20 protein-coding genes are annotated in these 26599 nt (G+C 71.0%); 13 read left to right on the top strand and 7 right to left on the bottom strand.

Translation table 11 applies throughout. The features are described from left to right. Window position 1 precedes the first annotated feature (1 nt). Window positions 2-1729, bottom strand: a complete 1728-nt coding sequence (locus JEQ17_RS04700) for an ABC transporter ATP-binding protein (protein WP_200394002.1) — start codon at window positions 1727-1729, stop codon at window positions 2-4. Between the two features lie 411 nt (window positions 1730-2140). Between JEQ17_RS04700 and JEQ17_RS04705 the strand changes: the two genes are divergently transcribed. From JEQ17_RS04705 to JEQ17_RS04735, 7 genes are read left to right on the top strand one after another with little or no spacing between them, the layout of a single operon-like run. After that, on the top strand, window positions 2141-3163 hold the full coding sequence (locus JEQ17_RS04705; RefSeq protein WP_200394003.1) for an NAD-dependent epimerase/dehydratase family protein: 1023 nt from the start codon (window positions 2141-2143) through the stop codon (window positions 3161-3163). 5 nt (window positions 3164-3168) lie between these two features. Then, window positions 3169-5136 (top strand): asparagine synthase (glutamine-hydrolyzing), encoded by a 1968-nt coding sequence (gene asnB, locus JEQ17_RS04710; RefSeq protein ID WP_200394004.1) that lies wholly within the window; start codon window positions 3169-3171, stop codon window positions 5134-5136. Then, a complete protein-coding gene (locus JEQ17_RS04715; protein ID WP_200394005.1) occupies window positions 5126-6337 on the top strand; it encodes a glycosyltransferase family protein in 1212 nt (403 codons plus the stop codon). Before asnB ends, JEQ17_RS04715 begins: the two co-directional genes overlap by 11 nt. Beyond that, window positions 6334-7845, top strand: coding sequence for an asparagine synthase-related protein (locus tag JEQ17_RS04720; RefSeq protein ID WP_200394006.1), 1512 nt, complete (start codon window positions 6334-6336; stop codon window positions 7843-7845). The genes JEQ17_RS04715 and JEQ17_RS04720 overlap by 4 nt, the downstream gene beginning before the upstream one ends. A gap of 47 nt (window positions 7846-7892) precedes the next feature. Continuing rightward, window positions 7893-9407 carry a B12-binding domain-containing radical SAM protein gene (locus JEQ17_RS04725; RefSeq protein ID WP_200394007.1) on the top strand — a complete coding sequence of 505 codons (1515 nt, stop codon included), beginning with the start codon at window positions 7893-7895 and terminating at the stop codon, window positions 9405-9407. Further along, a complete protein-coding gene (locus JEQ17_RS04730) occupies window positions 9397-10662 on the top strand; it encodes a glycosyltransferase family protein (protein WP_200394008.1) in 1266 nt (421 codons plus the stop codon). Before JEQ17_RS04725 ends, JEQ17_RS04730 begins: the two co-directional genes overlap by 11 nt. Continuing rightward, window positions 10662-12254 (top strand): carbamoyltransferase C-terminal domain-containing protein, encoded by a 1593-nt coding sequence (locus JEQ17_RS04735; RefSeq protein WP_200394009.1) that lies wholly within the window; start codon window positions 10662-10664, stop codon window positions 12252-12254. Before JEQ17_RS04730 ends, JEQ17_RS04735 begins: the two co-directional genes overlap by 1 nt. Before the next feature lie 15 nt (window positions 12255-12269). On the opposite strand, the gene JEQ17_RS04740 is transcribed toward JEQ17_RS04735, so the two are convergent. From JEQ17_RS04740 to JEQ17_RS04755, 5 genes are all read right to left on the bottom strand, one after another. Beyond that, window positions 12270-13088, bottom strand: a complete 819-nt coding sequence (locus JEQ17_RS04740; protein WP_200394010.1) for a Moenomycin biosynthesis protein MoeN5 — start codon at window positions 13086-13088, stop codon at window positions 12270-12272. Continuing rightward, on the bottom strand, window positions 13085-13900 hold the full coding sequence (locus JEQ17_RS04745; protein WP_234048067.1) for a geranylgeranylglyceryl/heptaprenylglyceryl phosphate synthase: 816 nt from the start codon (window positions 13898-13900) through the stop codon (window positions 13085-13087). The genes JEQ17_RS04740 and JEQ17_RS04745 overlap by 4 nt, the downstream gene beginning before the upstream one ends. 43 nt (window positions 13901-13943) lie before the next feature. Then, window positions 13944-14837, bottom strand: coding sequence for a prenyltransferase/squalene oxidase repeat-containing protein (locus JEQ17_RS49920; RefSeq protein WP_234048068.1), 894 nt, complete (start codon window positions 14835-14837; stop codon window positions 13944-13946). Between the two features lie 345 nt (window positions 14838-15182). Beyond that, window positions 15183-15863: an ABC transporter permease gene (locus tag JEQ17_RS04750; protein WP_200394012.1), complete on the bottom strand. Its 681-nt coding sequence runs from the start codon at window positions 15861-15863 to the stop codon at window positions 15183-15185. Then, window positions 15860-16534, bottom strand: coding sequence for an ABC transporter ATP-binding protein (locus tag JEQ17_RS04755; RefSeq protein ID WP_200394013.1), 675 nt, complete (start codon window positions 16532-16534; stop codon window positions 15860-15862). The genes JEQ17_RS04750 and JEQ17_RS04755 overlap by 4 nt, the downstream gene beginning before the upstream one ends. Window positions 16535-17094: 560 nt before the next feature. On the opposite strand from JEQ17_RS04755, the gene JEQ17_RS04760 reads away from it, so the two are divergent. The 6 genes from JEQ17_RS04760 (at window position 17095) to JEQ17_RS04785 (ending at window position 24438) form a co-directional block, all read left to right on the top strand. Beyond that, window positions 17095-18162, top strand: coding sequence for a glycosyltransferase family 2 protein (locus tag JEQ17_RS04760; protein WP_234048069.1), 1068 nt, complete (start codon window positions 17095-17097; stop codon window positions 18160-18162). Between the two features lie 84 nt (window positions 18163-18246). Then, complete coding sequence (locus JEQ17_RS04765; protein ID WP_200394015.1) at window positions 18247-19065, top strand: glycosyltransferase family 2 protein; 819 nt, start codon at window positions 18247-18249, stop codon at window positions 19063-19065. 12 nt (window positions 19066-19077) lie between these two features. Then, the gene (locus JEQ17_RS04770) at window positions 19078-20550 is read left to right on the top strand and encodes a glycosyltransferase (RefSeq protein ID WP_200394016.1); all 1473 of its coding nucleotides are present in this window, start codon (window positions 19078-19080) and stop codon (window positions 20548-20550) included. Between the two features lie 65 nt (window positions 20551-20615). Further along, on the top strand, window positions 20616-22070 hold the full coding sequence (gene argG / locus JEQ17_RS04775) for an argininosuccinate synthase (RefSeq protein ID WP_200394017.1): 1455 nt from the start codon (window positions 20616-20618) through the stop codon (window positions 22068-22070). Window positions 22071-22367: 297 nt separating this feature from the next. Further along, window positions 22368-22994, top strand: a complete 627-nt coding sequence (locus tag JEQ17_RS04780) for a BlaI/MecI/CopY family transcriptional regulator (RefSeq protein WP_200394018.1) — start codon at window positions 22368-22370, stop codon at window positions 22992-22994. 502 nt (window positions 22995-23496) lie between these two features. Continuing rightward, on the top strand, window positions 23497-24438 hold the full coding sequence (locus JEQ17_RS04785; RefSeq protein WP_200394019.1) for a TauD/TfdA dioxygenase family protein: 942 nt from the start codon (window positions 23497-23499) through the stop codon (window positions 24436-24438). A gap of 75 nt (window positions 24439-24513) precedes the next feature. On the opposite strand, the gene JEQ17_RS04790 is transcribed toward JEQ17_RS04785, so the two are convergent. Then, entirely contained in the window at window positions 24514-26565 is a 2052-nt protein-coding gene (locus tag JEQ17_RS04790; RefSeq protein ID WP_200394020.1) for an NAD(+) synthase, read from the bottom strand. Window positions 26566-26599: the final 34 nt, after the last annotated feature.

Here is a 26599-nt window from a genome sequence, read left to right on the forward strand (position 1 = left end):
GTCAGCCGGCGCGCAGCAGTTCGTGGAAGCGCGAGGTCGGGTCTGCGGCGAGCACGGTCTGCTCCCCGTGCTCGACCACCGTCCCCGCGTCGAGGACGAGGATGCGGTCCACGTGGCGCAGCGCGTGCGGCCGGTGCTGGACGACGACGGCGGTCCGCCCTTCGAGCAGCCGCTCCATCGCGGGCATGAGCAGCCGCTCGGTGTGCGGGTCAAGCCGGGCCGTCGGCTCGTCCATCAGGACCACGGCCGGGTCCCGCAGGAACACCCGGGCGAGCGCGAGCAGTTGCTCCTCCCCCGCGGACATGCCCCGCGCCCCTGTGCCCAGCACGGTGTCCAGTCCGTCGGGCAGTTCGCGCCACCAGTCCGTGAGCCCGGCCTCCTCCAGCGCGGCGCACACCCGGCGATCGTCGACGGAGTGGTCGAAGAAGGTGAGGTTCTCGCGGAGCGTGGCGTGGAAGACCTGCACCTCCTGGGTGACCAGGGCGACCCGGCTGCGCAGTGCCCGGGTGTCGAGTCCGGCCACGTCCTGGCCGCCGACGCTGACGCCGCCGCTCACCGGTTGGTGCAGTCCGAACAGCAGCCGTACGACGGTCGACTTGCCGCTTCCGGTACGGCCGACGATGCCGAGTCGTTCCCCCGGGCGCAGCCGGAAGGAGACGTCACGCAGCACCGGTTCACCGGGGTCGTACGAGAAGGACACGCGGTCGAGCCGGGCGCCCAGGGGTCCCGCGGGCAGGTGGCGGGTGCCGGTGGGCCCGACGTCGTCGTCCTGCCGCAGCAGTTCCTGGAGGCGCTGCACGCTGACCGCGGCCCCTTCCAGGTCGTGGAAGCGGGTGGTGACGGCCAGCAGCGGGCGGCGCAGCAGCATGGCGTACGACAGACAGGCGAAGGCCGTGCCGGTGGAGAGCTGTCCACGGCCGTGCAGCCACACGCTGACACCCAGGGCGAGGACCACGCTGACGGTGGACAGGCCCTGGACGGTGGCGGGCCAGCGCACGGAGACCCGCGCGGCGCGGCGCGCCTTCAGGTACAGGTCGGTCTGCCGGGTCTCCAGGGCTCGCAGGGTGTGGGCGGAGGCTCCGTTGGTCCTCAGGTCCTCGGCGCCGGCGAGACGTTCCTCCAGGAAGCCCAGGAGTTCCGCGGACGCGGTCTGCCGGGCGGCGACGAAGGGCATGGCCTTCCCGACGAGTCGGCGCAGCAGCAGGAGGGTTCCGAGGGCGAACGGCGCGAAGACCAGGGCCAGTCGCCAGTCGAGCTGGAAGAGCGCGCCGAGGATTCCGACGACCAGCAGCATCTGGGCGAGGACTTCCAGGAGCAGGGCGGACATCACCGCGGCGAGTCTGGTGACATCGCCGTCGACGCGGTCGACGAGTTCGCCGGGCGGGTACCGCTGGTAGAAGCGGGAGGGCCGGCGCAGACAGTGGGCCACCAGGTCGGCGCGCAGCCGGTTGGTGGTGCGCCAGGCGAGCCGCGCGGCCACGGCGTCGCAGCCGATGGTCACCACGAGCAGCCCGAGGGCCGCCGCCAGGTACCAGGCGGCGACCGCGAGCAACAGGTCGGAGGGGCTCCGGGACAGCGTGTGGTCGATGAACCGGCGCAGCATCTGGGGTGCCACCAGCTGGAGCCCGATGCCCAGCGGAACGAGCACCGCGAGGAGGAGGACGGACGGCCGTTCCCCGCGCAGATAGCGGAACAGTACGGAGAGCTGCCGTAACGGACTGCCTGCCAACGCGTTCCTCCCCGGGCGCCGGGCGGCGGAAGGCCTCAGCATAAAGTCCGATCCCGCGCGTTGGGAATGACGCGCGCACCGGTGAACTCGCCATAGGGAGTCCCTGTGCCGAGGCCGGGAATGAGCCGCCCACATGCGGAATGTGATCCGCCGCTTAATGCCGGGTTAACGCCGTCCAGGACGCCGTTGCCGCCGATTCATCTCGCTGTTAGACTCCACGGGTCTTCTGGGCAATTCGCCTTGCACGCCGTTGTGCGTACTAACCATTCTCGGCCATGTTCCGCCGGCACTCGTGTACGTCCGGGTCGGCCGAGTTCGCGCACCCGCATTTGGACCGACGCCCGGAGACAGCACCAGCACGGAGCACCGCCTTGAACGACCGGATACCAACGGAACCAAGGGGGATTCTCAATGTCGGCTGACGTGCACAACGGGGTCGAATCCGCGGGAAGAGCAGTGGTCACCGGTGCCGCGGGTTTCATCGGATCCCATCTCGTCGAGGCATTGCGGCGCAGCGGCACAAACGTGGTGGGCATCGACCGGAAATCGAGTTGGGCCACCGGTGAAATCCCGCCGTCCGCCGAGCTGGGATCTCTCCACGCGATCCGTGCCGACCTCGTCTCCGCGGATCTGTCGGCCTGTCTTGAAAATGCCGCCACGGTCTTCCACTTAGCCGCATTGCCGGGTGTGCGCCCGTCCTGGACGCAATTCCCGGAGTATCTCCACTGCAACGTATTGGCCACCCAACGTCTCATGGACGCCTGTGTCCGGGCCTCGGTGCCCCGTGTGGTCATGGCCTCGTCCTCCAGCGTCTACGGCGGCGCGGAGGGCACGATGAGCGAGGAGGACCTCCCTCGCCCGCTGTCCCCCTACGGAGTCACCAAACTCGCCGCGGAACGGCTCGCCCTCGCCTTCGCGGCCCGCCGCGACGCCGCCCTGTCGGTGAGCGCCCTGCGGTTCTTCACCGTCTACGGCCCGGGCCAGCGCCCGGACATGTTCATCGGCCGGGTCATCCGCGCCACCCTGGAGAACAAGCCGATCGAGGTGTACGGCGACGGCACCCAGATCCGGGACTTCGTCCATGTGTCGGACATCGTGCGCGCGCTGATGCTCGCCGCGGCGACACCCGACAAGGGCAGCAGTGTCCTGAACATCGGCACGGGACGTGTCGCGTCGATGAACGAAGTCCTGGCCCTGACGGGCGAGTTGACCGGCAGGACGCCCGACGCGCGGTACGGTCCTGCGCGCATCGGCGACGTACGGGCCACGACGGCCGACATCGGGCGGGCACGGAGTCGCCTCGGCTTCACCGCGCGGACGGAACTGCGGGCCGGGCTGGCCACACAGATCGAGTGGGCCAGGCAGTCGCTCGCCCGGACCTCGCCGCACGAAACCGCCTCGTCGGCCCAGATGGCGCCCACCCACCGGTCGTAGCCGGCATGTGCGGCTTCGTGGGATTCAGCGACCTCACCGGTGGCCAGGACGCCGCCCGCGCCACGGCCGACCGGATGCTGGCCGCGGTGGCGCACCGCGGCCCCGACGGCAGCAACTGGTGCCACCACCGGGGCGTGACCTTCGCGCACTGTGCCCTGACCTTCGTCGACCCCGACCGGGGCCGGCAGCCGTTCGTCTCCGCGAGCGGTGCCACCGCGCTCGTCCTCAACGGCGAGATCTACAACCACGAGGAGCTCCGCCGCGAACTGCGGGCCGCGGGAGTCAGGTTGCGCACGGCAGGCGACACCGAGGTGCTCGTGGAGCTGTACGAGCGGCACGGCATGAAGGTGCTGGAGCGGGTGCGCGGCATGTACGCCTTCGTGCTGCACGACGCGCGCACCGCGACGACCGTGCTGGCCCGCGATCCGATGGGCAAGAAGCCGCTCTACTACACACGTGTCCCCGGCGGGATCGCCTTCGCCTCCGAGCTCACGGCGCTGCTGCGGCATCCCGACGCGCCGCGCACCCCGGACGTCCGGGCCCTCGCCGGCTATCTGACGCTCCAGGCGTTCTGCGCGCCCGGATCGGCCGTGACCGACGTGTACAAGGTCCGCCCCGGCAGCTACCTGGAGCACTCCGGCGGCCGACTGCGCGAAGTGGAGTTCTGGCGGCCCCGGTTGGCGACGGCCGCGCGGACACCGGGTGGACGGACGCCGGGCGCGCGGGAGGCCGCCGCGCGCTTCGAGGAGCTGTTCCGGGCCGCGGTCGCCCGCCGGGTCATGAGCACGGAGCGCCGGCTCGGGGTGCTGCTGAGCGGGGGTCTCGACTCCAGCGCGGTGGCCGCCGTCGCCCAGCAACTCTCCCCGCAGCGGCCGGTGTTGACGTTCAGCGCGGGGTTCGAGCAGCCCGACTTCGACGAGAGCGCCCACGCCCGCTCGGTCGCCCGGCACCTCGGCACCGAGCACCACGTCGTCCGTATCGGCGGACGCGAACTCGCCGACGTGGTGGAGTCGGAGTACGCCCGGGCCGACGAGCCCCTCGCCGACCCCTCCCTGCTGCCCACCCGCATCGTCTGCCGGACGGCTCGGCAGCACGTCCGTGGGGTGCTCACCGGGGACGGTGCCGACGAACTGCTCCTCGGCTACCGGTACTTCCAGGCCGAGCGGGCGATCGAGCTGCTGCTGCGGCTGATGCCGGCTCCCCGGCTGGAAGCCCTGGTGCGCACCCTCGTCCGCAGGCTGCCCGCGCGGTCCGGCAACCTGCCCGCCGCCGCGGCCCTCGGCCTGCTGGCGCGCGGGCTGCGCGCGGCGCCCGAGCACCGCTTCTACCTGTCCACTGCCCCCTTCGGCCCGGCCGAACTGCCCGGCCTGCTGCGCCCGGACGCCCACGCGGCCCTGGCCGGGCACGACCCCTTCGCGGAGGTGTCCCGGCTCCTGGACGACCAGCCGGGCCTCACCGGCGTACAGCGCAGCCAACTGGCCGTCGTCGCCCACTTCCTGCGCGACGTGATCCTCACCAAGACCGACCGCGGCGGCATGCGCAGCGCCCTCGAACTGCGCTCCCCCTTCCTCGACCTGGACCTCGTCGAGTACGGCAACGCGCTGCCCACCTCGCTGAAACTGCGCCGCTTCACCGGTAAGTACCTGTTGCGCCGGGTCGCCGCCGACTGGCTGCCGACGGACATCGTGCGGCGCACCAAGCTCGGCTTCCGCGCCCCGCTGGCCGCCCTGCTGCGGAACGAGTTGCGCCCCCTGCTCCTTGACACGCTCTCCGCGTCCGCGCTGGACCGCGGCGGGCTGTTCGACACCCGTGCCGTCCGGCTCCTGACCGACGACCACCTCAGCGGCCGCCGCGACACCTCACGCAAGCTGTGGGCACTCCTGACGTACCAGCTCTGGTACCAGGCGCTGCCCACGCACACCCCGTCCCCTGCATGCCTCGATCTCACCGAGGAGCCCCACCGTGCGCCCTGACCGTCCGCACATACAGGTGCTGTCGCCCCGGACCTGGGGGGAGTTCGGCAACTACCTCGCCGCCACCCGGTTCTCCCGGGTGCTGCGCGGCGCCGTCGACGCGGAAGTGACCCTGCTGGAAGCGGAACCGATCCTCCCCTGGCTCGGCGAGGCCGGTGCCGAGATCCGCACGATCTCGCTGGAGAGCCCGGACGCGACGGTCCGCACCCGGCGCTACATGGCCCTGATGGCCCGTCTCCAGGAACGTTTCCCCAGCGGTTTCGAGACCGACCCCACCGCGGCGCAGATCACCGAACTGGCGCCGCTCACCGAGCACTTGCGCTCCACCGCCCCGGACGTGGTGGTCGGCACGAAGGGCTTCGTGGCACGGCTGTGCGTGGCCGCCGTGCGGCTGGCGGGACTGCGCACCCGGGTGGTCAGCCATGTCACCAACCCCGGACTCCTCCAGCTGCCGCTGCACCGCAGTCCGCATCCCGACCTGACACTGGTGGGTTTCGACTGGGCGAAGGACCACCTCCTCGCGCAGACGGGCGGCGATCCGGACCGGGTGCGGGTGGTGGGACCGCTGGTCGCCCAGCACGATCTGCGCGACTTCATGACCAGCGAGTCCGCCGCTCCGGCGGCCGGTCCCTGGGGCGGGGACGCCGACTCCGGCCGCCCCCGGCTGATCGTCTTCTGCAACCGCGGCGGAGATGTCTACCTGGAGCTGGTGCACCACATCGCCGCACACCATCCGGACACCGACCTGGTGTTCGTCGGCTACGACGACCCCGACCTCGCCCGCCGTGCCGCCGCCGGCGCGCAGCGGCTCACGCACTGGCGGTTCCACAGCAGGCTCACCCAGGCCGAGTACTTCGACTACATCGACCGCGCGTCCAGATCGCCGTACGGGCTGCTCGTCTCGAAGGCGGGCCCCAACACCACGCTGGAGGCGGCCTACTTCGGGATCCCCGTGCTCATGCTGGAGTCGGGGCTGCCGATGGAGCGGTGGGTGCCGGGGCTGATCCACGAGAACCGTCTCGGCCGGGCCTGTGCCGCGCCCGACGACCTGTTCCACACCGTCGACGACTGGCTGACCCACCCGTCGGCGATCGAGGAGCACAAGAAGGCCGCCATCGGCTTCGCCGAGTCCGTGCTCGACCAGAAGGCGGTGGCCCGCCGGATCGGGGACGCCGTACGGCCCCTGCTGGGCGCCCGGTGAAGCCCCGCATCCGGCTCGTCGCGACGCCCGACGGGGTCCGGGCCGAGGGCGACAAGGAGGCACGGCTCGGACACGCCCTCGGCGGGGATCCGCTGGCCGGAGGGCCGCCGCCGCCCGAGGGCGTCTTCGCCGCCTGGGAGTGGGACGGCGAGCGCCTCCTCGTCCGCAACGACCGCTACGGCATGCACCCGCTGTACTACCGCGCCGACGCCGGCTCCCTGGCGCTCTCCCCCGATCCGCTCGCCCTGCTCCTGCCCGGTGAGAGCGCCGAACTCGACGACGACGCGCTGGCCGTCTTCATCCGGCTGGGCTTCTTCCTCGGGGAGGACACCGCCTTCGCCGCGATCCGCGCGCTGCCCCCCGCCGCCACACTGACCTGGACCGCCGACGGGCCCGAACTCCGTTCGCCCGCACTCCCCGTGCCGGGTCCCGCGGCCCTCACCCAGTCCACTGCCGTGGACGGCTTCGTCGAGTTGTTCCGCGCCGCCGTGGCCCGTCGGCTGCCCGCGGAGCCGTACGTCCTTCCGCTGAGCGGTGGCCGGGACTCCCGGCACATCCTGCTGGAACTCTGCCGTCAGGGCGCCCAGCCCCGGCTGTGCGTCAGCGGCGCGAAGTTCCCGCCCGACCCCGGTGCCGACGCCCGCGTCGCCGCCCACCTCGCCGAACGCCTCGGCCTGCCGCACCGCACCGTCGCCCGGCCGCGCTCACAGTTCCGCGCGGAACGCACCGCCAACCCGGCCCAGGGCATGGGCACTTTGGACGGCGCGTGGACCCTGTCCCTGCTGGCCTTCCTGCGCCGCCACAGCGGCCTCTGGTACGACGGGCTCGGCGGTGGCGAGCTCGCGCAGAACCCCAGCATCGCGCTGATCAGGAAGAACCCGTACGACGTGAGGGACCTGCCGGGGCTCGCGGACAGGCTGCTGGCCGCCGGCCGCACCGGTGCGCACGTCGAGCACCTCCTGGGCCCCCGGACCCGTGTCGCGTGGAGCCGGGAACGGGCCCGTGACCGGCTCGTACGGGAACTGGCCCGGCACGCCGACGCCGCCTTCCCGCTCGGCTCGTTCTTCTTCTGGAACCGCACCCGGCGGTCCATCGCCCTCGCCCCCTTCACACTGGGCGACGACCACGCGGTGATCCACACCCCCTACCTCGACCACGCGCTCGTCGACCACCTCGCCTCGGTGCCGCACCGCTTCCTGATCGACGGCACCTTCCACGACCAGGCCCTGCACAAGGCGTTCCCGGAACACGCAGGCCTGGGCTTCGCCTCGGCCGTTCCACAGCGCCACGGGCCCGTACTGGTCGGGCACCGGCTGGCGTACCTCACCCGGCTGCTCGGCCACACCCTGCACAGCGAACGGGACTGGTGGCGCAGCCCCGACCGGATCCTGCAACGGCTGCTGGCCGCGGGCCGCGGCCCGGGGGCTCCGCAGCGCGTCAGCCGGCTCCAGCCGCTGGCCCTCCACCTGCTCCAGCTGGAGTCCCTCGCGGCCGGGAGAACCGCCTGAGTCCGGACGCCAACACCGCCCGAACGACCCCAGAAGGAGGGGACATCATGCGGAAGACACTGCCCGTCATCAGTACCGGTGCGGCGGGAACCGCGTCGGGCGGCTGCTCGACGGCCGTCGCCAAGACACCGGCCCGACCCGGCCTGCCGCGCTGGCGCAAGCGGAACCTGCGGATCGCGCTGGTCCGTCACCACGACCTGTGCCTCAACACCCGTCAGATCACCCAGATCCAGAAGCGGGCCGGCGTCCTGCCGCACCTCGGACTGGGCTACATCCACACCGCGCTGAAATCGGCCGGCTTCCACAACGTCATCCAGGTCGACACCCCCGCCCTCGGCCTGGACAGCGAGGGACTGCGCAAACTGCTCGCCGACTTCGAACCGGACCTGGTCGGCGTCAGCACCACCACACCCGGTCTGCCCGGCGCCGTCGAGGCCTGCCAGGCGGCCAAGAGCACCGGCGCCAAGGTCATCCTCGGCGGCCCGCACAGCGAGGTCTACGCGCACGAGAACCTCTTCCACGACTGCATCGACTACGTCGGCGTCGGCGAAGGCATCACGATCATGCCGGAGCTGGCCGAGGCCATGGAGCAGGGCGACAAGCCGGAGGGCATCCGCGGCCTGGTGACCCGCGAACACGACGGCGGCGCCGCGCCCATGGTGAACCTGGAGGAGGTCGGCTGGCCCTCCCGCGACGGCCTGCCGATGAACAGCTACTACTCGATCATGGCTCCCCGGCCGTTCGCGACGATGATCTCCAGCCGGGGCTGCCCCTTCAAGTGCAGCTTCTGCTTCAAGCAGGCCGTCGACAAGAAGTCGATGTACCGCTCCCCCGAGGACGTCGTCGGGGAGATGACGGAGCTGAAGGACCGGTGGGGGGTGAAGGAGATCATGTTCTACGACGATGTGTTCACCCTGCACCGCGGCCGGGTCCGGGAGATCTGCGCGCTGATCGGCGAACAGGGTCTGAAGGTGCGCTGGGAGGCTCCGACCCGCGTGGACCTGGTGCCGGAACCGCTGCTCGAGGCGATGGCCGGGGCCGGCTGCGTACGACTGCGGTTCGGCATCGAGCACGGCGACTCGGAGATCCTCAAGCGGATGCGCAAGGAGAGCGACATCGAGAAGATCGAACGGGCCGTCACCTCCGCGCACGAGGCCGGCATCAAGGGCTTCGGCTACTTCATCGTCGGCTGGCTCGGCGAGACCCAGGAGCAGTTCCGCGCCACCATCGACCTCGCCTGCCGCATCCCTCTGGACTACGCGAGCTTCTACACCGCGACCCCGCTGCCGGGCACCCCGCTGCACACCGAGTCCGTGGCCGCGGGGCAGATACCCGCCGACTACTGGGACCGGTTCGTGCAGGGCGAGTTCGACGCGCGGATCGGCTATCTGGTGCCCGACGCCCAGCGCCGCGCCCAGGCCGCCTACCGCGCGTTCTTCCTGCGCCGCTCCATGGCGAAACCGCTGCTGTCCCACATGGCCTCGACCGGCCAGTGGCGCAACACCCTGGACGGTCTGCGCAGCCTGGCCCGGTCGACCTCGAACACCGACCGTGACTTCTGAGACCGCCCGCCCGGCCGCGTCCGTGCGACCGGGCCCTCCTGTCCGTCTCAACGCGCCGCTGCCGGCCCGCGGCCGGCGGCGGCGCGGCGAACCGTTCCTGACCCACCACGTCCGCAAGACCATGGCCCGCGGCTTCCGCCCGCCGCCGTCCTGGTCGGTGGCGGTGCGCTACGTCCTGCCCGACGGACCGTCCGGCGAAGCGCCGCTTCTCTCCCATGCCCGGGGCGCCGCCGACGCCCTGCGCACCGGATCCCCCGTCCTCGCCCTGATCGCCCCCACCTACGTCTCCCGCGGCACCCTCGCCGAGCAGGCGGAGCGCCTCGACGCCCTGCTCGACCGTGTCGCCGAGCTGACCGAGGACCACCCGGACGCCCCCGCCGTGCTGTTCGTGGGCATGCAGTGGGCCTCGGCCGAGGAGGAGGACGAGTCCGTACGGCGGCTGCGGGCGCTGCTGCTGCGGGCCCGCGCCCGGCTGCCGCAGGTGGCCGTGTGCGGTCTGTCCCTGCCCGGTCCCGGCAAGCCCCGCACCCTCAACGCCGCGATCGAGGTGGCCGAACTGCTCGGCTGTGCGGGCGTCGGCTGGGTCGACGACGACGTGGTCCTGGACCCGGGCTGTCTGTCGCGGCTGGTGCGGGATTTCCTGGCGGCCGGTTGCCGGGGCGCGGTGGGCGCCACGAAGATCCCGCACACCAAGGAGTTCGCCACCTCGCGTCTGCTGGCCCGCGCCAAGGCGATCGCGGCGCCCGCGACCAACTACCCGCACGGCTGCTGCATCCTGGTGGCCACCGATGTCCTGTCCGGCGGCATGCCCGGCCGCTACGTCTCCGACGACGGCTACGTCTGCTTCCGGCTCCTCGATCCCGCGCTGCCTGATCCGCTCGCCCGGCTGCGCCTCGTACCGGACGCGCGCTGCCACTACTACGTCGCCGGTCCCGCGGGCGAGACCCGCCGCAGGATCCGCAGGCTGCTCCTCAACCACCTCGTCGATCTCGCCGACTGGCCCCTGCCCGTGGTCCGGCACTACTTCCGCCACATCCTGTTCGCCGGCCTGTGGCCGCTGACCGGCTTCGACGGCTCCGGCGGACGACGCCTCGGCATCCAGAAGGCGCTGATCAAGTGGCTCTACTTCGCCTGGTTCGCGAGGGTGGGCACGGAGCTGTACCTGCGCGGGCTGACCGGCCGGCCACTGCACGCCGTCGAGTGGGCCCCGTACTCGGCCGTACCCACCCTCACACCCTCTGACCAGGAGCGCTGATGAAGGTACTGTCTCTCCATTCCGCCGGTCACGACACCGGCGTCGGCTACTTCGAGGACGGGCGGCTGGTCTTCGCCGTCGAGACCGAACGGCTCACCCGCGTCAAGCACGACCACCGCTCCGACATCGCTCTGCAGCACGTGCTGTCCCAGGAGTGCGTGGACACCGACGGAATCGACCTGGTGGCGGTCAGCACACCGGTCCGCAGCGCCCTGCTGCGGATCCCGGACCTGGACCGCGCGATGGAACGGATCAACGGCGGCGCGCCCCACCACCGGACCACCTGCGACCTGCTCGGCCGGCGGGTGGACTGCGTGGTCGTCACGCACGAGCTCTCACACGCCGCGCTCGCCGCCCACTACGCGGACCACGAGGACGGCACCCTCGTGCTGGTCAACGAGGGCCGCGGACAGCTCACCCGCAGCTCCCTGTTCCGGGTCGAGGAGGACCGCCTGGAGTGGATCGAGAAGGACCCGCTGCCCTGGTACGGCAACGGCTTCGGCTGGACCGCGATCGGCCACCTCCTGGGCTTCGGCAAGAGCCCGAGCGTCGCCGGCAAGGTGATGGCGCTCGGCGGCTACGGACAGCCGGACACCCGCATACGCGAGCAGTTGCGGGCCGTGGATCCCCAGGTGATGCACGATCTGGAGCTGGCCGAGCGGGTACGCGCCGAACTCGCCGAACGCCCCGAGTTCCACCCCGAGTTCGAGACAGCGGCACACGTCGTCGCCACCTTCCAGGAGCTGTTCACCGAAGCCGTGCACGCCGTGCTCGACCGGCACGTCACCCGCACCGCCACGGGGGTGGGGCCCATCGCCCTCGGCGGCGGCTGTGCGCTGAACATCGTCGCCAACTCTGCGCTGCGCGAGGCCTTCGGCCGCGACATCGCCGTCCCGCCGGCCTGCGGCGACGCGGGACATCTGGCGGGCGCCGGCATCTACGCCCTCACCTATGTGCTGGGCCAGAAACCCGAACCGCTCAGCGTGTACGGCAACGGCACCGGCGAGCCCGCCGCCGAGGTCCTGGCCACCCTGGACGCGTCGGGGCTGAAGGCCGTTCCGTACGACGGCCACGCGGTAGCCCGGCTGCTCGGGGACGGTGGTGTGGTGGCCCTGACGGAGGGGGCGGCCGAGCTCGGGCCGCGGGCACTCGGGCATCGCTCGCTGTTGGGCAGCCCGGCCGCGTCCGGGATGCGCAAGCGGATGAGCGAGAAGCTCAAGCAGCGGGAGTGGTACCGCCCGCTGGGAGCCGTGATGCGCGACGAGCGTTTCGCCGAGCTCTACCCGGGCGGCCGGCCGTCCCCGTACATGCTCTTCGAGTACGAGCTTCCGGAGGGCACCGCCCCAGAGGCCCGGCACATCAACGGGACCTGCCGGATCCAGACCCTGGGCGCCGACCAGCCGCGGCTGCACGGGCTGCTCGCCTCCTTCGAGGCGCAGACCGGTGTCCCGGCCCTGATCAACACCTCGCTCAACGGCCCCGGCCGTGCCATCGCGCACACCGCCCGGCACGTGCTGGACGACTTCGCGCAGAGCGACGTCGACCTGTTCGTCTTCGACGACGTGATGGCCTACCGGAGCGAGCCCCGGTAGGCCGTCGGCCGACGGTCAGTGCACGAGGTGCCGCGGCAGCAGCCGGTCCAGTACGTCGTCGGTGTACAGGCCGACGACGGGGACCAGCCCCGAGGAGGCCGGCTGCTCCCGGACCGCGTCGAGCGCCTGGGCGCGCAGCCGCTCCAGCAGCGCCTCGACGTCCCGTGCGGGCACGGCCCCGGTGCGCATCAGATGACCGAGGTTTCCCTCCCGCTCGCCGTTGCGGTCGTAGTCCGTCAGGTCGTCGGCGATCGTGATGATCGTGCCGAACGCCTCGGCGAACCTCCGCGCGGGGTCGACGGACCTCTCCTCGCGGCCGCAGATCGCGGAGAGCGTGCCGTAGCAGCCGAGGAAGGTGGCGCCGTAGGTGCTGGCGTTGGCGCACCACTCGTCGAGGTTCTCCGCGCGGTGGCTCTTGGTGCGGATCTGGCCGGTGCAGACCGCGGTGAAGTCGTGTTCGAGCACGTCGGTCACGGCGCGGGCGTCCGCGGCGAGCGCGCACATCTCGTGCAGCGCCGTCAGGTGCAGGTGCAGGCACAGACAGGCGAGTTCGACACGGTCGAGCCCGGTGTCGTCGTCCATGAGGTCGTCGAGCAGCTTCATGGCCACGATGTCCATGGCCAGCGCCCGGGCCACCGCGGTGCGCCGCCCCGGTTCGGTGACCCACTCGGTGAGGAAGTGCGGCACCCTCAGATACAGGCGCAACGCCGCTGTGTGGGCCACGAGTTCGGGAGAACCGCCGTTGCGGGCGACGAAGTCGGTGACGTGGTCGCGGTTCGCGGACTCGGTGACCAGCATGGACGTGGTGTAGGACTCGGGCAGTACCGCGGTCATGGCCGGTCCGCCGTGATCTCGGCGAGCGTCGACCGCCAGTCGACGTGTTCCAGTGCCCCGGCGAAGCCCACGTAGTCGGCGCCCGCCTCCAGGTACGCGGTGACGTGCTCCCGTCTGCGGACGTTGCCGCTGACGAAGAGGATCTGGTCGGGATGGAGCTGCCGCCGGAAGTGACTGACCACGTCGACGGGGACCTGGGCGTAGCGGGAGTACAGGTACACCATGTGGAAGCCGAAGCTACGGGTGACCGCTATGTAGCGGTCGATCTGGTCGGGGATCGTGGTGGCCACGGGCACCGTGCCGAGCAGGTCCCCCGTCTTGTGGTCCTCGCCGAAGGTGAGGGCGACGGTGAGCAGGAGTTCGGGCCAGTCCTCGCGGTCGATCCGGCCGGGCAGGTTGATCAGGGTCTCCAGATAGCTCTTCCACACGTAGTAGTCGTCGCGTGAGCCGAGCAGCGCGGGCAGGATGACGGCGTCGGCGCCGCGGGCCAGCGGAAAGCCGAGGCCCTTCCGCGGCGGGAAGTGCAGCAGCACCGGCAGCGAGCTGACCTCTTTGATCGCCGCCACGTACGGGTCCATGCGGGACTCGAAGGACTCGTAGTCGGTGCTGGCGAGGATGAGGGCGGGACAGCCGAGGTCGTCGAGGATCTTCGCCTTCTCCACGGCCTCGGCCTGCGGCACCTTGAACGGGTCGATGATGTGGACGGGCCCCCGCTCGTGGCCCCGCAGCCGCCCGAGGACGGCTCCTGGTCCCAGCAGGGGTGGTACGGCCGGGACTTCCGTGCGCTGGACCAACTGCGGTGACGTGTTCACCGGCGTTCCCCCTCGTTGTCCGGTCGTGGCGCGCTGCGCGCCGTCATGCGAGGTCCGCGCGGCTCGGCGCGGCCGTCGCCGAGGACACCGCCGCGGTGCTCGTCCTGGCCAGCGCGGCCACGACGGACGCGGTGGTGTAGAGCGCTTTCGTGTCCAGGACGACGGAGCCCAGCGCGGCCTTGCCGCGTCGTCCGCGTTCCCAGTGCTCACGCGCGTCGGGGTCGAACTCCATGGGGCCGGGCACCCGGCACCATGCCGACGGCCGCCAACTGCCGTCCTTCTCCTGGGAGTCGGTGAGGTAGGAGACAGCCCGGCGGACGACATGACGGCCCTCGGGCAGTTCACCGGCCAGCACGGCACGCATGGCGAAGGCGGTGGCGAACGCGGAGCCCTCCGGCTCCAGTTCGGTACGCACGGCACCGTCCGCACCGATCCTGGCGGCGGCCCAGTGGGCGGCCGCCCGCGCCTCGGGACGGTCTCCGTCCGGGCGGCCCGCGGTGAGCGCCTCGGCCGCCAGCGCAGTGGGGTACTCGCGATCCGGCCACCAGTAGGCGGGCCACGATCCGTCCGGCCGCTGGATCTCCCGGAGCCTGGTCAACAGCCGTTCGTGCACCGGCAGTTGGAGCAGCCCGGCGGCGGCCGAGGTGACACACACATGACTGGCGTACCAGGCGTCCCAACGGGGGGCCACCCGGTCCAGGAAGGGCGCGGCGAACTGCGGCAGATAGCTGGAGATGCCGCCGTCCTCCTGAAGGTGCGCCGCGACGAAGCGGTATCCCTCGTCCGCACGGAGGTCGTCCTCGGCTCCCAGCGCTTCGGCAAGTCGCAGTACCCAGGAGGTGATGTCGGCGTCACCGGGGACCTGGGGGCAGTAGCCCCAGCCGTCGGACGGGCCCCGGGCCTCTTTGAGCAGCTCCCAGGCGGACACCGCCGCCATTCGCCCGGGTCCGTCGGGCAATTCCGCGAGTGAGGCACCGACAAAGGCAGTGGCCCAGAACTGGCCTGGGCCACGGACTTCGTAGTCGTTCCACCAACCGTCCGCATCACGTGCGGTCCTGAGGAATTCCGTCGCCCTCGAAAGGGCTTGTTCGGCTGATTCGCCGAGGGGTAATCGCTGTGCACCGTTCACGAATCTCTCCTTTCTGGGGAGAGGCGACGAGCCGGGCCACCGTACCGATGCGTGGACACCGCACCGGCAGGACGATTCCCCAACCCTACACGCGTTCGTATCGGCGAGACAGAGTCACTTTCCCCCGACTCACCGCACGGACTCGCGGCGGATTCACACGAATTGCATGTGGGTACGCCGACGCAATCGCACCGACATGACGCCGCCGCTCGCCAGAACCAGCAGCGCGGTCACCACGACGGCATGCGTCGCGCCCGAGACGAGGGAACCGCTGCCGGCGCCGTCGACGGCATACGTGATGATCTCCCGGGTCGACCAGAAGGGCAGCACCTTGGAGACGTCCTTGGCCGGGTCGATCACCATCTGGGCGCCGATGACGGAGATCAGCAGCAGGGTGCCCTCCAGGTCCCGGGGCACGGCGAGGCCGAGGAGCAGTCCGAGCGGGACCGCCACCAGGGAGGTCAGCGCCAGTTCCAGGGCGACCGCCTGAGGGTTCGCCACGTCCTGGTCCACGATCACGACCACGGCGTACAGCGCGGAGATCAGCAGCCCGGCGGTGAGAAGGGCGAGCATGCGGCCCAGGTACAGATGCCGGGGCCGGAAGCCGGACAGGGTGAGCCGGGGCTCGATCTCCCGGCCGCCGACGGCCGAGAAGAGGGCGGCGGTGCTCACCGCGAACCCCACTCCCAGGCTGGCGAACCGGATGGCCTGGCCGGGCTGGTCGTGCCGGCCGAGGTAGAACACCAGCGGCACGAGGAGGAGCAGGCCCAGCACACCGCGCCGGCGCAGCAGTTCACGCAGTGTCATCTCGGCCATGCGCAGGGTCCGGTTCATCGGCCCGCCTCCTGCTTCCTGGGGCTGAGGTCCAGCACGTGGTCGACCTGGTCGAGCTGGTTGAGCATGTGGGTCACGACGACGATCGCCTTGCCCTGGTCTCGCCAGCCCCAGACGTTCTGCCAGAAGTCCACGTAGGACCCCCGGTCGAAGCCCTGGTAGGGCTCGTCGAGCAGCAGGACGTCCGGCTCGCCGAGGGCGGAGAGGACTACGTTCAGCTTCTGCCGCGTACCGCCCGACAGGTCCTTGGCCAGGGTGCCGCGGGCGACGGACCAGTCGAGCTTGGAGGCGAGTTCGCGTCCGCGGCGGTCGGCGTCCCGGCCGCCCATGCCCCGGCCCGTGCCGAACAGCGTGAAGTGCTCGCGCGGTGTGAGGAAGCCCATGACGCCGGCGTTCTGCGGGCAGTAGCCGAGGCGTCCGGAGATGGTCACCCGGCCTTTGTCCGGGGCGAGGAGCCCGGCGCAGATCTTGAGCATGCTGGACTTGCCTGCTCCGTTGCTGCCCACGATCGCCGCGACCTCGCCCGCGCGCACGACGAGGTCGACGCCGTCCAGGACGCGGCGGCGGCCGTAGCTCTTCACGATCCCGTGCGCGTGCAGCAGGACGTCACGCCCGGACGGCGGCCCGGACGTCCCGCCCAACTGCTGTTCCGCACGTGCGGAATACCTCATGTGTGACACCTTCTTCCTTCCGCCGCCCGCGACGAATGGCGCGGAATGCTGTGGCGTCAGCCTGCCACAGAGCGGCGAGCGGACCGCACACACCGCCGACACACAAGATGGAGTGAATAGAATCGGCCGACCATTTTCGGCCGTTTCCCTGATGCCGTCCGGGGGTAACTCCGCGCAACGGCAGTGGAATTCGGCCAGGCCACCATCCGATTCCCGTGCGTCTGCCCGGATGATTCACCGAACCGGTGCAACCGGAACGCAGGGATTTCGGCCATCGACCCGAAACAGGACGAGCGTCTTGTGATCACTTCGAGGCGCCGGTTAGAGTACGCCCCGTCGAAATCAGCACACTTCGCACATTGCGCGGCGCGCACATCGACCGCGCACATCGACGGTGAATTCCCCTTCGTCCCCGGATATCCGACGAAGGGCCGGAACGGGTGGCGCACGGGTCGGTCGGCGAAGGGACGCGGATGCTCGGGGGCACCGGAAGCGGGCGCACATGGTGGCAACGCGCCGTGGCCCGCGGATTCGACCCCCTGCCCCCACCACACACTCCGGTGACCCTGGTCAGGTCGGGAGAGGTCCAACAGGACCCGGCGAACCTGGAGACCGGACTGCCCTCCGGTGGACTCGGGGTGCTGCTGCCCACATACGTGGCGCGCTGCGACCTGACGGCCCATGAGACCGCTCTCCGTCATCTCCTCGACGCTCTCACCGAGGTACGCGAAACCCGTCCCGGACTGCCGCTGACGATCTGGCTCGGCATGCAGTACGGCCCCGGCGAGCAGGCGGAGGCCGTCGACCGGCTGCGCAGGCTGACCAGTGCCGCCGCCGTGCCCGTCGTCGGATTCGCGTTGCCTGGCCGGGGGAAGCTCCGCACGGTCAACACGGCGCTCGGGCTGTCCCGGCGGCTCGGCCACACCGGCTGGCTGTGGACGGACGACGACGTCGAGTTCGACCCCGGCTGTCTCGCCCGGCTCGTCGACCGCTTCCACGAACGCGGCTGCACAGGCGCGGTCGGCGCCCACCTCGTGGCCCTGCCCCGTCCATCGGCCGCGTCACGCACGATGGACCGTATCTCCGGCGTCACCGTGCCACCGGGCGCCTACCCCGCGGCGGCCTGCATGCTCGTCGCGGCCGACGTCGTCGCCGACGGCATCCCGGCCCGCCGGCTCGCCGACGACGGCTTCGTGCTCTTCGAACTCCTCGACCCCGACGCGGCCGACCCGCTGCACGACCTCGAAGTACTGCCGGACGCCCGGGGCAGCTTCTACCGGGTCACCCGGACCCACGACACGCTGAGCCGGCTGCGCCGCTCCCTCTACAGCCATGTGACCTGCACGGCCGACTACCCGTGGGCGACCGCGCGGACGTACCTCACCGGCACCCTGTTCCACGGACTGTGGCCGCTCGCCGCCTGGGACGGCAGCGGCGGCCCGGTACGGGGGCTGAAGCGCTGGACCGTCAAGGCCGTACACCTGACCTGGTTCTGCTCGGTCGCCACGAGCCTCGCCGTACGTGGCGCGGCGGGCCGCCCGCTGCGGCACGTGGAGTGGGGCGACGACGGCGACTTCATGAGCCCGGCCGCCGAGGGGCGGCCCGCGGCGGCACACACCGGACGCTGACACGGGACGGCCGCCCGGCACGGCGGCCGTCCCCACGCCGACACAGGCGGCTGCCCGCTGCGGCGGCCCTGGAAGGGAGACGCCGTGCGGACATCGGCACACAAGGAGGCGGCGGTCACCGTCGTCCTGCCCCACTACGACTGCGCGGACTACCTGGGCGTGGCGGCGGCCTCGGTCCTCGCCCAGGACCGGACCGACCTCCGCCTGGTCGTGGTCGACGACCGCTCCCCCGACGAGACCTGGACGGCCGCACTGCGTCCGTACGCCGACGACCCGCGACTTACCGTGCTGCGCACTTCCGAGAACGTCGGCCATCTGCGCATCAAGAACAAGGTCCTTGAGCGCGTGGACACTCCGTACGTCGCCTTCCAGGACGCCGACGACATCAGCCTGCCGGGCCGGCTGCGCCACCAACTCGCCCTGCTGGAACGGAACAAGGCCGATCTGGTGGGCTGCGCCTACGAGTACATCGACGCCGCGGGCGACAGCACGGGCCGCCGCCGGATGCCCCGCAACGGCAACCTGTGGATGCGCCTGGGCCGTTCGACTGTGGTGCTGCACCCGTCGTCGGTCGTGCGCCGCGAGGTGCTGGAGCTGCTGGGCGGCTTCGACGGCACGGTCAGGCTTGGCGCGGACACCGACTTCCACCTCCGGGCGGCCCGGCTGTACCGGCTGCGCAGTGTGCGCCATGTCCTGTACCGCTACCGGATCTGGCCCCAGTCGCTGACCCAGGCGCCCGAGACGGGCTTCGGGTCGGCGGAACGCCGCTCCTACACACAGGCCATGAACGCCCAGGAACGCCGCCGCCGCGAGGCGACGACCCGCGAGGAACTGCTGCCCCTGCTGGTCGCGCCGCCCAACGACATCGACTTCACGCTGGACCCGGTCTCGGTCGGCGGGTGACGGGTGACCGGCATGGAACCGCCCCTGCCCGAGATCGCCGTGGTCGTGGCGGCGCCCGAGGGCGAGTGGGAACCCGCGGTGCGCAGCCTGCTGCGCCAGTCCCTGCCGCCCTCCGCGATCACGGTGGTCACCCCGGCCGACCCACTGCCGGACCCACTCCCGGACCCACGGCTGCATTTCGTGCGCCGCCCGTCCGAAACCGCCGCCGATGCGTGCGTCGAGGCCGCGCGCGCCGCCCGGACTCCCTACGTCGCCTTCCTCCACGGCCGCGACGAGGCACTCCCGGACTGGCTGCGCCACCTGGCCCGGGCGGCCCGGGACGATGCGGGCCTCGTCCAGTGCGGCACGCTCCGGCTGGGGGCCGACGCGCTGGTCGAGGGCATCACCCTGGAGCCCGGTCTCGACGGTGCCGCGTACGCCGTACGACGCGATCTGCTGCACACGAGCGGCCGTCGGGCCGGGTGGGTCATGGTCCCGCGACTGCTGGTGCGACGCCGGACCGACGACACCGACGCCACCGCGTCCGCCGCCCTGGCCGCGGGGACCTGTCTCGTACGGGACACCCACCTCGTCCCCTCCACCCACGCGCCCTCCCCTGACATGTCCGATGACATGTCCGGACTGAGAGGGGCCCCGGAACTTGTCTCCGTGGTGATCCCCGTCCGCGACGGGGCGCTCACGCTCCCGGCACAGCTGCGCGCTCTCGCGTCCCAGAGCTACACCGCCCCGTGGGAGGTCCTCGTCGTCGACAACGGCTCGACCGACTCGACGCGCGAGGTGGCGGAGAAAGCGCGCCCCGACCTGCCCGGTCTGCGGATCGTCGACGCCCACGAGCGCCCCGGCGAGAGCTGCGCCCGCAACCGCGGAATCGCCGCCGCCCGCGGTGACTTCATCGCCTTCTGCGACGCGGACGACGTCGCCGACCCCGGCTGGCTCACCGCGCTGGCCTCGGCCGCCCAGGACGCCGACCTCATCGGCGGCAGCCTGGACAGCACTGTGCTCAGCCCCATGTACGCCGACGAGCAGCCGGCGCCCATGACCGAGCAGACGGACTTCCTGCCCTTCGCGCGTGGCGCCAACTGCGCCGCCTGGAAAGACGTGTTGACGACGATCGGCGGCTGGGACGAGAGCTACCGGGGCGGCGGCGAGGACATGGACCTGTCCTGGCGGGCCCACCTGTGCGGCTACCGGGTCCACTACGCGCACGACGCCCGCATGCACTACCGGCTGCGCGCCGAGCTCTCCGGCCTGGCCCGGCAGAAGTGGAACTACGGCAGGTCCGGCGCCCGGCTGTACGCCGCCTACCGCCACGCCGGCTTCGAGCGCCGCGACAACCGGACGGTCCTCATGAACTGGTCCTGGCTGCTCCTGCACACCTCCGACCTCGCCCGCTCCCCGAGCCTGCGCCGCCGCTGGATCCGCTACGGCGCCCGGCTCTCCGGCTTCCTGGCCGGCAGCACGGAGCGGGGGGTCAGATACCTCTGAGGCCCCACGCGGTACACCGACGACCGCGCTTTGCATGATCATGCGGAATGATGCATACTCTTCCCATGTCTAAGGTCCTCACCTCCCTGCCCACCGGCGAGCGTGTCGGTATCGCCTTCTCGGGCGGACTCGACACCTCGGTCGCGGTCGCCTGGATGCGCGACAAGGGCGCCGTCCCGTGCACGTACACCGCCGACATCGGCCAGTACGACGAGCCCGACATCGCCTCGGTGCCCGGCCGTGCGCAGACCTACGGTGCGGAGATCGCGCGCCTGGTCGACTGCCGGGCCGCGCTGGTCGAGGAGGGCCTGGCAGCACTGACCTGCGGCGCGTTCCACATCCGCTCGGGCGGGCGCGCGTACTTCAACACGACCCCCCTCGGCCGCGCCGTCACCGGCACGCTGCTGGTGCGGGCGATGCTGGAGGACGACGTACAGATCTGGGGCGACGGCTCGACCTTCAAGGGCAACGACATCGAGCGGTTCTACCGCTACGGCCTGCTCGCCAACCCGCATCTGCGGATCTACAAGCCCTGGCTGGACGCGGACTTCGTGACCGAACTCGGCGGCCGCAAGGAAATGTCGGAGTGGCTGCTCGCCCACGGCCTGCCCTACCGGGACAGCGCGGAGAAGGCGTACTCCACCGACGCCAACATCTGGGGTGCCACCCACGAGGCCAAGACGCTGGAGCACCTGGACACCGGCGTGGAGACCGTCGAGCCGATCATGGGCGTGCGGTTCTGGGACCCCGAGGTCGAGATCCTCACCGAGGACGTGACGATCGGCTTCGACCAGGGCCGCCCGGTGACGATCAACGGCAAGGAGTTCGACTCCGCTGTCGACCTGGTCATGGAGGCCAACGCCATCGGCGGCCGGCACGGCCTCGGCATGTCCGACCAGATCGAGAACCGCATCATCGAGGCCAAGAGCCGGGGCATCTACGAGGCCCCCGGCATGGCTCTCCTGCACGCGGCGTACGAGCGTCTCGTCAACGCCATCCACAACGAGGACACCCTCGCCCAGTACTACAACGAGGGCCGACGTCTCGGGCGGCTGATGTACGAGGGCCGCTGGCTGGACCCGCAGGCACTGATGGTGCGCGAGTCACTTCAGCGCTGGGTCGGCGCGGCCGTCACCGGTGAGGTGACACTGCGGCTGCGGCGCGGTGAGGACTACTCGCTCCTCGACACCACGGGCCCGGCGTTCAGCTACCACCCGGACAAGCTGTCCATGGAGCGCACCGAGGACTCGGCGTTCGGCCCGGTGGACCGGATCGGCCAGCTCACCATGCGCAACCTCGACATCGCCGACTCGCGCGCCAAGCTGGAGCAGTACGTCGGCCTCGGTCTCATCGGCACCGGCAGCCCCGCGATCGGCGCCTCCCAGGCGGCCGCGACCGGCCTCATCGGCACCATGCCCGAGATGCCGGAGGGTGGCGCCGAGGCCATCGCCTCCCGCGGTGAGGTCTCCGAGGAGGACGCGCTGCTGGACCGCGCGGCCATGGAGTCCGGCACGGACTGACCGTCCGCGGAGGTGCAACACACCACGGAGAGGGGCCGGTTCGACGCAGTTGGCGTCGAACCGGCCCCTCTCCGTTGCTGCTTCGCGTTCACCTTGATGGTTGAAATTGAGACAGCACGTGATGGTGGTGCTGACGCCACCCGAGTGCACTCTCTCCCAGGCATATGCAGCCCAAGGCAGTTGTGCCCCGTTGGTGGAACCGCGGGACAAGCCCGCACACAGTGAGGATCATGGCGTGGATGATGCGAGTACCATCCGGCGTCAGCACCACACAATGCAGGAGGAGAGGTAGCTGCCATGTCCGAAGTCGAGTCAGCGACCACGGAACTCAAGACGCAGTACGCCGCTCAGGTGGCTGCGGACCTTGAGCGCAACACCAAGGAACAGGAACGTATCGGCGCCGAAGTGGCCGCACTTCAGGAGCAGTTGAGTGCCCTGGAGCACGACCAGGCCCTGCTGGTGAACCTGCAGCGGACGCTGGGCGCCGAGAGCCTGGAGCAAGCAGGTCCGAGCGAGGAGGAGACTGCCACGGCGGCCAAGCCCTCGCTGCCGCGACAGGCCTCGGCCGAGACCAAGTCGGGCAGGCGCAAGAGGTCAACCGCCTCGAAGCCGAAGAAGGCGGCGGCCAAGACCCCCGAGACGAAGGCGTCCGCACCCGCGGCGAAGCTGCCCACTCTCGTGGAGCTGATCCACAACCACCTCGGCCGGCAGTCCGAACCGCGGTCCTCCGCGGAGATCAGCACCGCGCTCGCCCAGGCCCACCCCGACCGCGACATCAAGCCCAAGGTCGTGCGCACCACCGTGGAGGGGCTCGTCGCCAAGGGTCATGTGCAGCGCACCAAGCAGGGCTCGTCCGTCTTCTACACGGCGGCCGAGACTCCTGCGGCCGACAACTCCGCGGAGCAGGAGCCTGTCACCGCCTGACCGCTGCCTTGTCGGGGTGACTCGGTCGAGGTGACACGTCTCACCCCACCGTGGAGTGCAGACAGGTGGCACAGCGGCGGCCGGACGCGGCCGCCGCCCGGCGGACAGTACAACTCCGCGAGCCACCACACCGTGGCTGACATCGGGCCGCCGCGCGATGCCATGTTGACAGCACTCGGCGGAACTCACACACTCATCGACATGACCGGACACTGGTTCGACACGACGGGGCCGCTGCGCGTCCCGGACCGGACCGGGTGCGAGCGCTCAGGCCGCTAGCCGGGCAACTGCCGAGCCGTTCGCTCGCCGCGCCCCCGCCCTGACAGTGCCGGTCCTCCTTCCTCACGGTCCGGATCGACTCCCACTTCCTCATGGCCCGGACGACTCCCGGTGCACGTTCGCACCGCGCCGCTGAACTCCTCCGTTCACGGCAGGCGAGGGCACGTCTCCTGGGCAACCTGCCGTCTGCCACCGGAAGTACACGCATGAGGAGTTGGAAGCCATGACTGTCATGAGCGCCGGACCACAGCCCGCACTGCGCGAGGCCCGCGTACCCGAAGGCGGGATGTACGAGGGCGAGCGCGTCCTGCGCCGCCTGCCCGAGGGGTGGGAGGAGCGCCCGTACGAACGCTTCGAGGTGGTGCCCCAAGGGCGCACGATCGGGGCGGAGATACGGGGCCTCAGTCTCGCGCGGCCGTTGGGAGACGCGCTGCGCGAGGAGGTGAACCGGGCACTGCTGGAGTGGAAGGTGCTGTTCTTCCGGGGTCAGCGCCTGACATCCGCGCAGCAGCGTGACTTCGCCGGGCAGTGGGGGGAGTTGGAGACCAACCCGCTGCTCGCCCAAGGGGCCAGTGAGGATGTCGTCCGCTTCGACAAGGGCAGTGGATCCACGCCCACCTTCGAGAACGTGTGGCACGCCGATGTGACCTTCCGGGAGCGGCCCGCGCTCGGCGCGGTGCTCCAACTGCACGAGGTCCCGCCGCTCGGCGGGGACACCATGTGGGCCGACATGGCTGCCGCCTACGACAATCTGCCGCAGCAGGTGAAGGACCGCGTCGACGGGGCCACCGCCGTGCACGACTTCATCCCCGGCTTCGCCCGCTTCTACCCGCCCGAGCGGCTCGTACCGCTCCAGGACACCTTTCCGCCCGTGGAGCATCCGGTGGTGCGCACCCACCCGGAGACGGGACGGCGACTGCTCTTCGTCAACACCTCGTTCACCACTCGGATCACCGGCATGGACCGCGAGGAGAGCGACCGCCTGCTGCGTTACCTCACGCAGCAGGCCCATGTGCCGGAGTACCAGGTGCGGTTCCGGTGGCAGCCGGGCGACGTCGCCTTCTGGGACAACCGCGCCACCCAGCACTACGCGGTGAACGACTACGCGCCGCACCCCCGGGTGGCGGAGCGGGTCGCCATCGCGGGCGACCGGCCGTACGCGTAGCCCCGAGGGTGCCGCGCCCGCTCCATGGACCATGACGTCGCCCTTCTGGGCCCGGTCCGCGGTTCGGAGGTTCGTCTACTCCCCTTCCTGTTCCCGCACCGCGTCCCAGCGGGCCAGGTCCCTGAGCCAGACCGCCGCCGTGCTGTCCGAGGGGGCGCGCCAGTCACCGCGAGGGGAGAGGGAACCGCCGGCCAGGACCTTCGGCCCGTTCGGCATGGCTGAGCGCTTGAACTGCGCGAACCCGAAGAAGCGGCGGCAGAAGGTCTCCAGCCAGTGCCTGATCTCCGGCAGGTCGTACGCCGTCCGCTTGGCTTCGGGGAATCCCGGCGGCCACACACCGGCGCCCTGGTCGTGCCAGGCGTGCCAGGCGAGGAAGCCGATCTTCGACGGCCGGAAGCCGTGGCGCAGGATGTGGAAGAGGGTGAAGTCGTGCAGCGCGTACGGGCCGATCTTGGACTCGGTGGACTGCAGTTCCTCTCCCGGCACCAGCTCCGGACTGATCTCCGTGTCGAGGATCGCGGCCAACGTCTCGTTGGTCTCCTCCTCGAACTGGCCGCTGCTGATGACCCATCGGATCAGGTGCTGGATGAGTGTCTTCGGGACACCGGAGTTGACGTTGTAGTGACTCATCTGGTCGCCGACGCCGTACGTGCACCAGCCGAGCGCCAGCTCGGACAGGTCACCGGTGCCCAGCACAATGCCCCCGCGCTGGTTGGCCAGCCGGAAGAGATAGTCCGTACGCAGCCCGGCCTGCACGTTCTCGAAGGTCACGTCGTACACCGGCTCGCCGGAGGAGAACGGGTGCTCGATCTCCTGGAGCATGAGCCGGGCCGTCGGCGTGATGTCCAGTTCGGCGGCGGTGACTCCGAGCGAACGCATCAGCTTGTGGGCGTTGCCCTTGGTGCCCTCGCTGGTCGCGAAACCGGGCAGTGTGAAGGCCAGGATGTCGCTGCGCGGGCGGCCCGCGCGGTCCATGGCCCGGGCGGCGACGATCAGCGCGTGCGTGGAGTCGAGGCCACCCGACACTCCGATGACGACCTTCGGGCCACCGATGGCCGCCAGCCGCTGCTGCAGTGCCGTGACCTGGATGTTGTACGCCTCGTAGCAGTCCTGGGCGAGGCGGCCGGGGTCGGCCGGCACGAACGGGAACCGCTCGACCCGGCGACGCAGTCCGAGGTCGGTCGCGGGCGGGTCGAGCCGGAACGACACGGACCGGAAGCCGCTGGTGCGGGCGGCATGGGTACGGCGGTTGTCGTCGAACGTGCCCATCCGGTGGCGGGCCTGGCGCAGCAGGTCGAGGTCGATGTCCGCCACCGCGTACTGGTCGTCGAGCGGGAACCGCTCGGTCTCGGCCAGCAGTTCGCCGTTCTCGTAGATCATGGTCTGGCCGTCCCAGGAAAGGTCGGTGGACGACTCTCCCAGTCCGGCCGCCGCGTAGACGTAGGCGGCGAGGCAACGGGCGGACGCGGCGCGGCACAGCAGCCGCCGGTCCTCGGCCCGTCCGACCGTGATGGGGCTGCCCGAGAGGTTGAGGAGGACGGTGGCTCCGGCCAGCGCCGCTTCGGCGCTCGGGGGCACCGGCACCCACATGTCCTCGCAGATCTCGGCGTGCAGCACCAGGCCGGGGACGTCCTCGGCCGCGAAGAGCAGGTCCGTGCCGAACGGCACGGTCTCGCCGCCGACCCGGATCGTCCCGCCGCGCTCGTCGTCGCCCGCGGCGACCTGCCGCTTCTCGTAGAACTCGCGGTAGTTCGGCAGGTAGGACTTGGGCGCGACCCCGAGGATCCGGCCGCGGTGCACCATCACCGCGCAGTTGTAGATGCGGTGGCGATGACGCAGCGGGGCGCCGACGACGAGCACGGTCAGCAGGTCCGCCGACCCGGCGACCACGGTCCGGAGCGCCGCCTCGACCTCGTCGAGCAGCGCGTCCTGCAGCAGCAGGTCCTCGATCGAGTAGCCGGACAGGCAGAGTTCGGGGAACACGGCGACGGCGACGCCCTCCTGCGCGCATCGGCGGCCCTGTCGCAGGACCGCCTCCGCGTTGGCGGGCGGGTCGGCGATGGCCGCGTGGCCGGTGCACGCGGCGATCCGTGCGAAGCCGTGCTGGTAGATCGACCAAAGATTCACGATTTCGAAGTGCCCTTTCCAGCAAGCAGTTTCA

The organism is Streptomyces liliifuscus (assembly GCF_016598615.1).
GTDB lineage: Bacteria > Actinomycetota > Actinomycetes > Streptomycetales > Streptomycetaceae > Streptomyces > Streptomyces liliifuscus.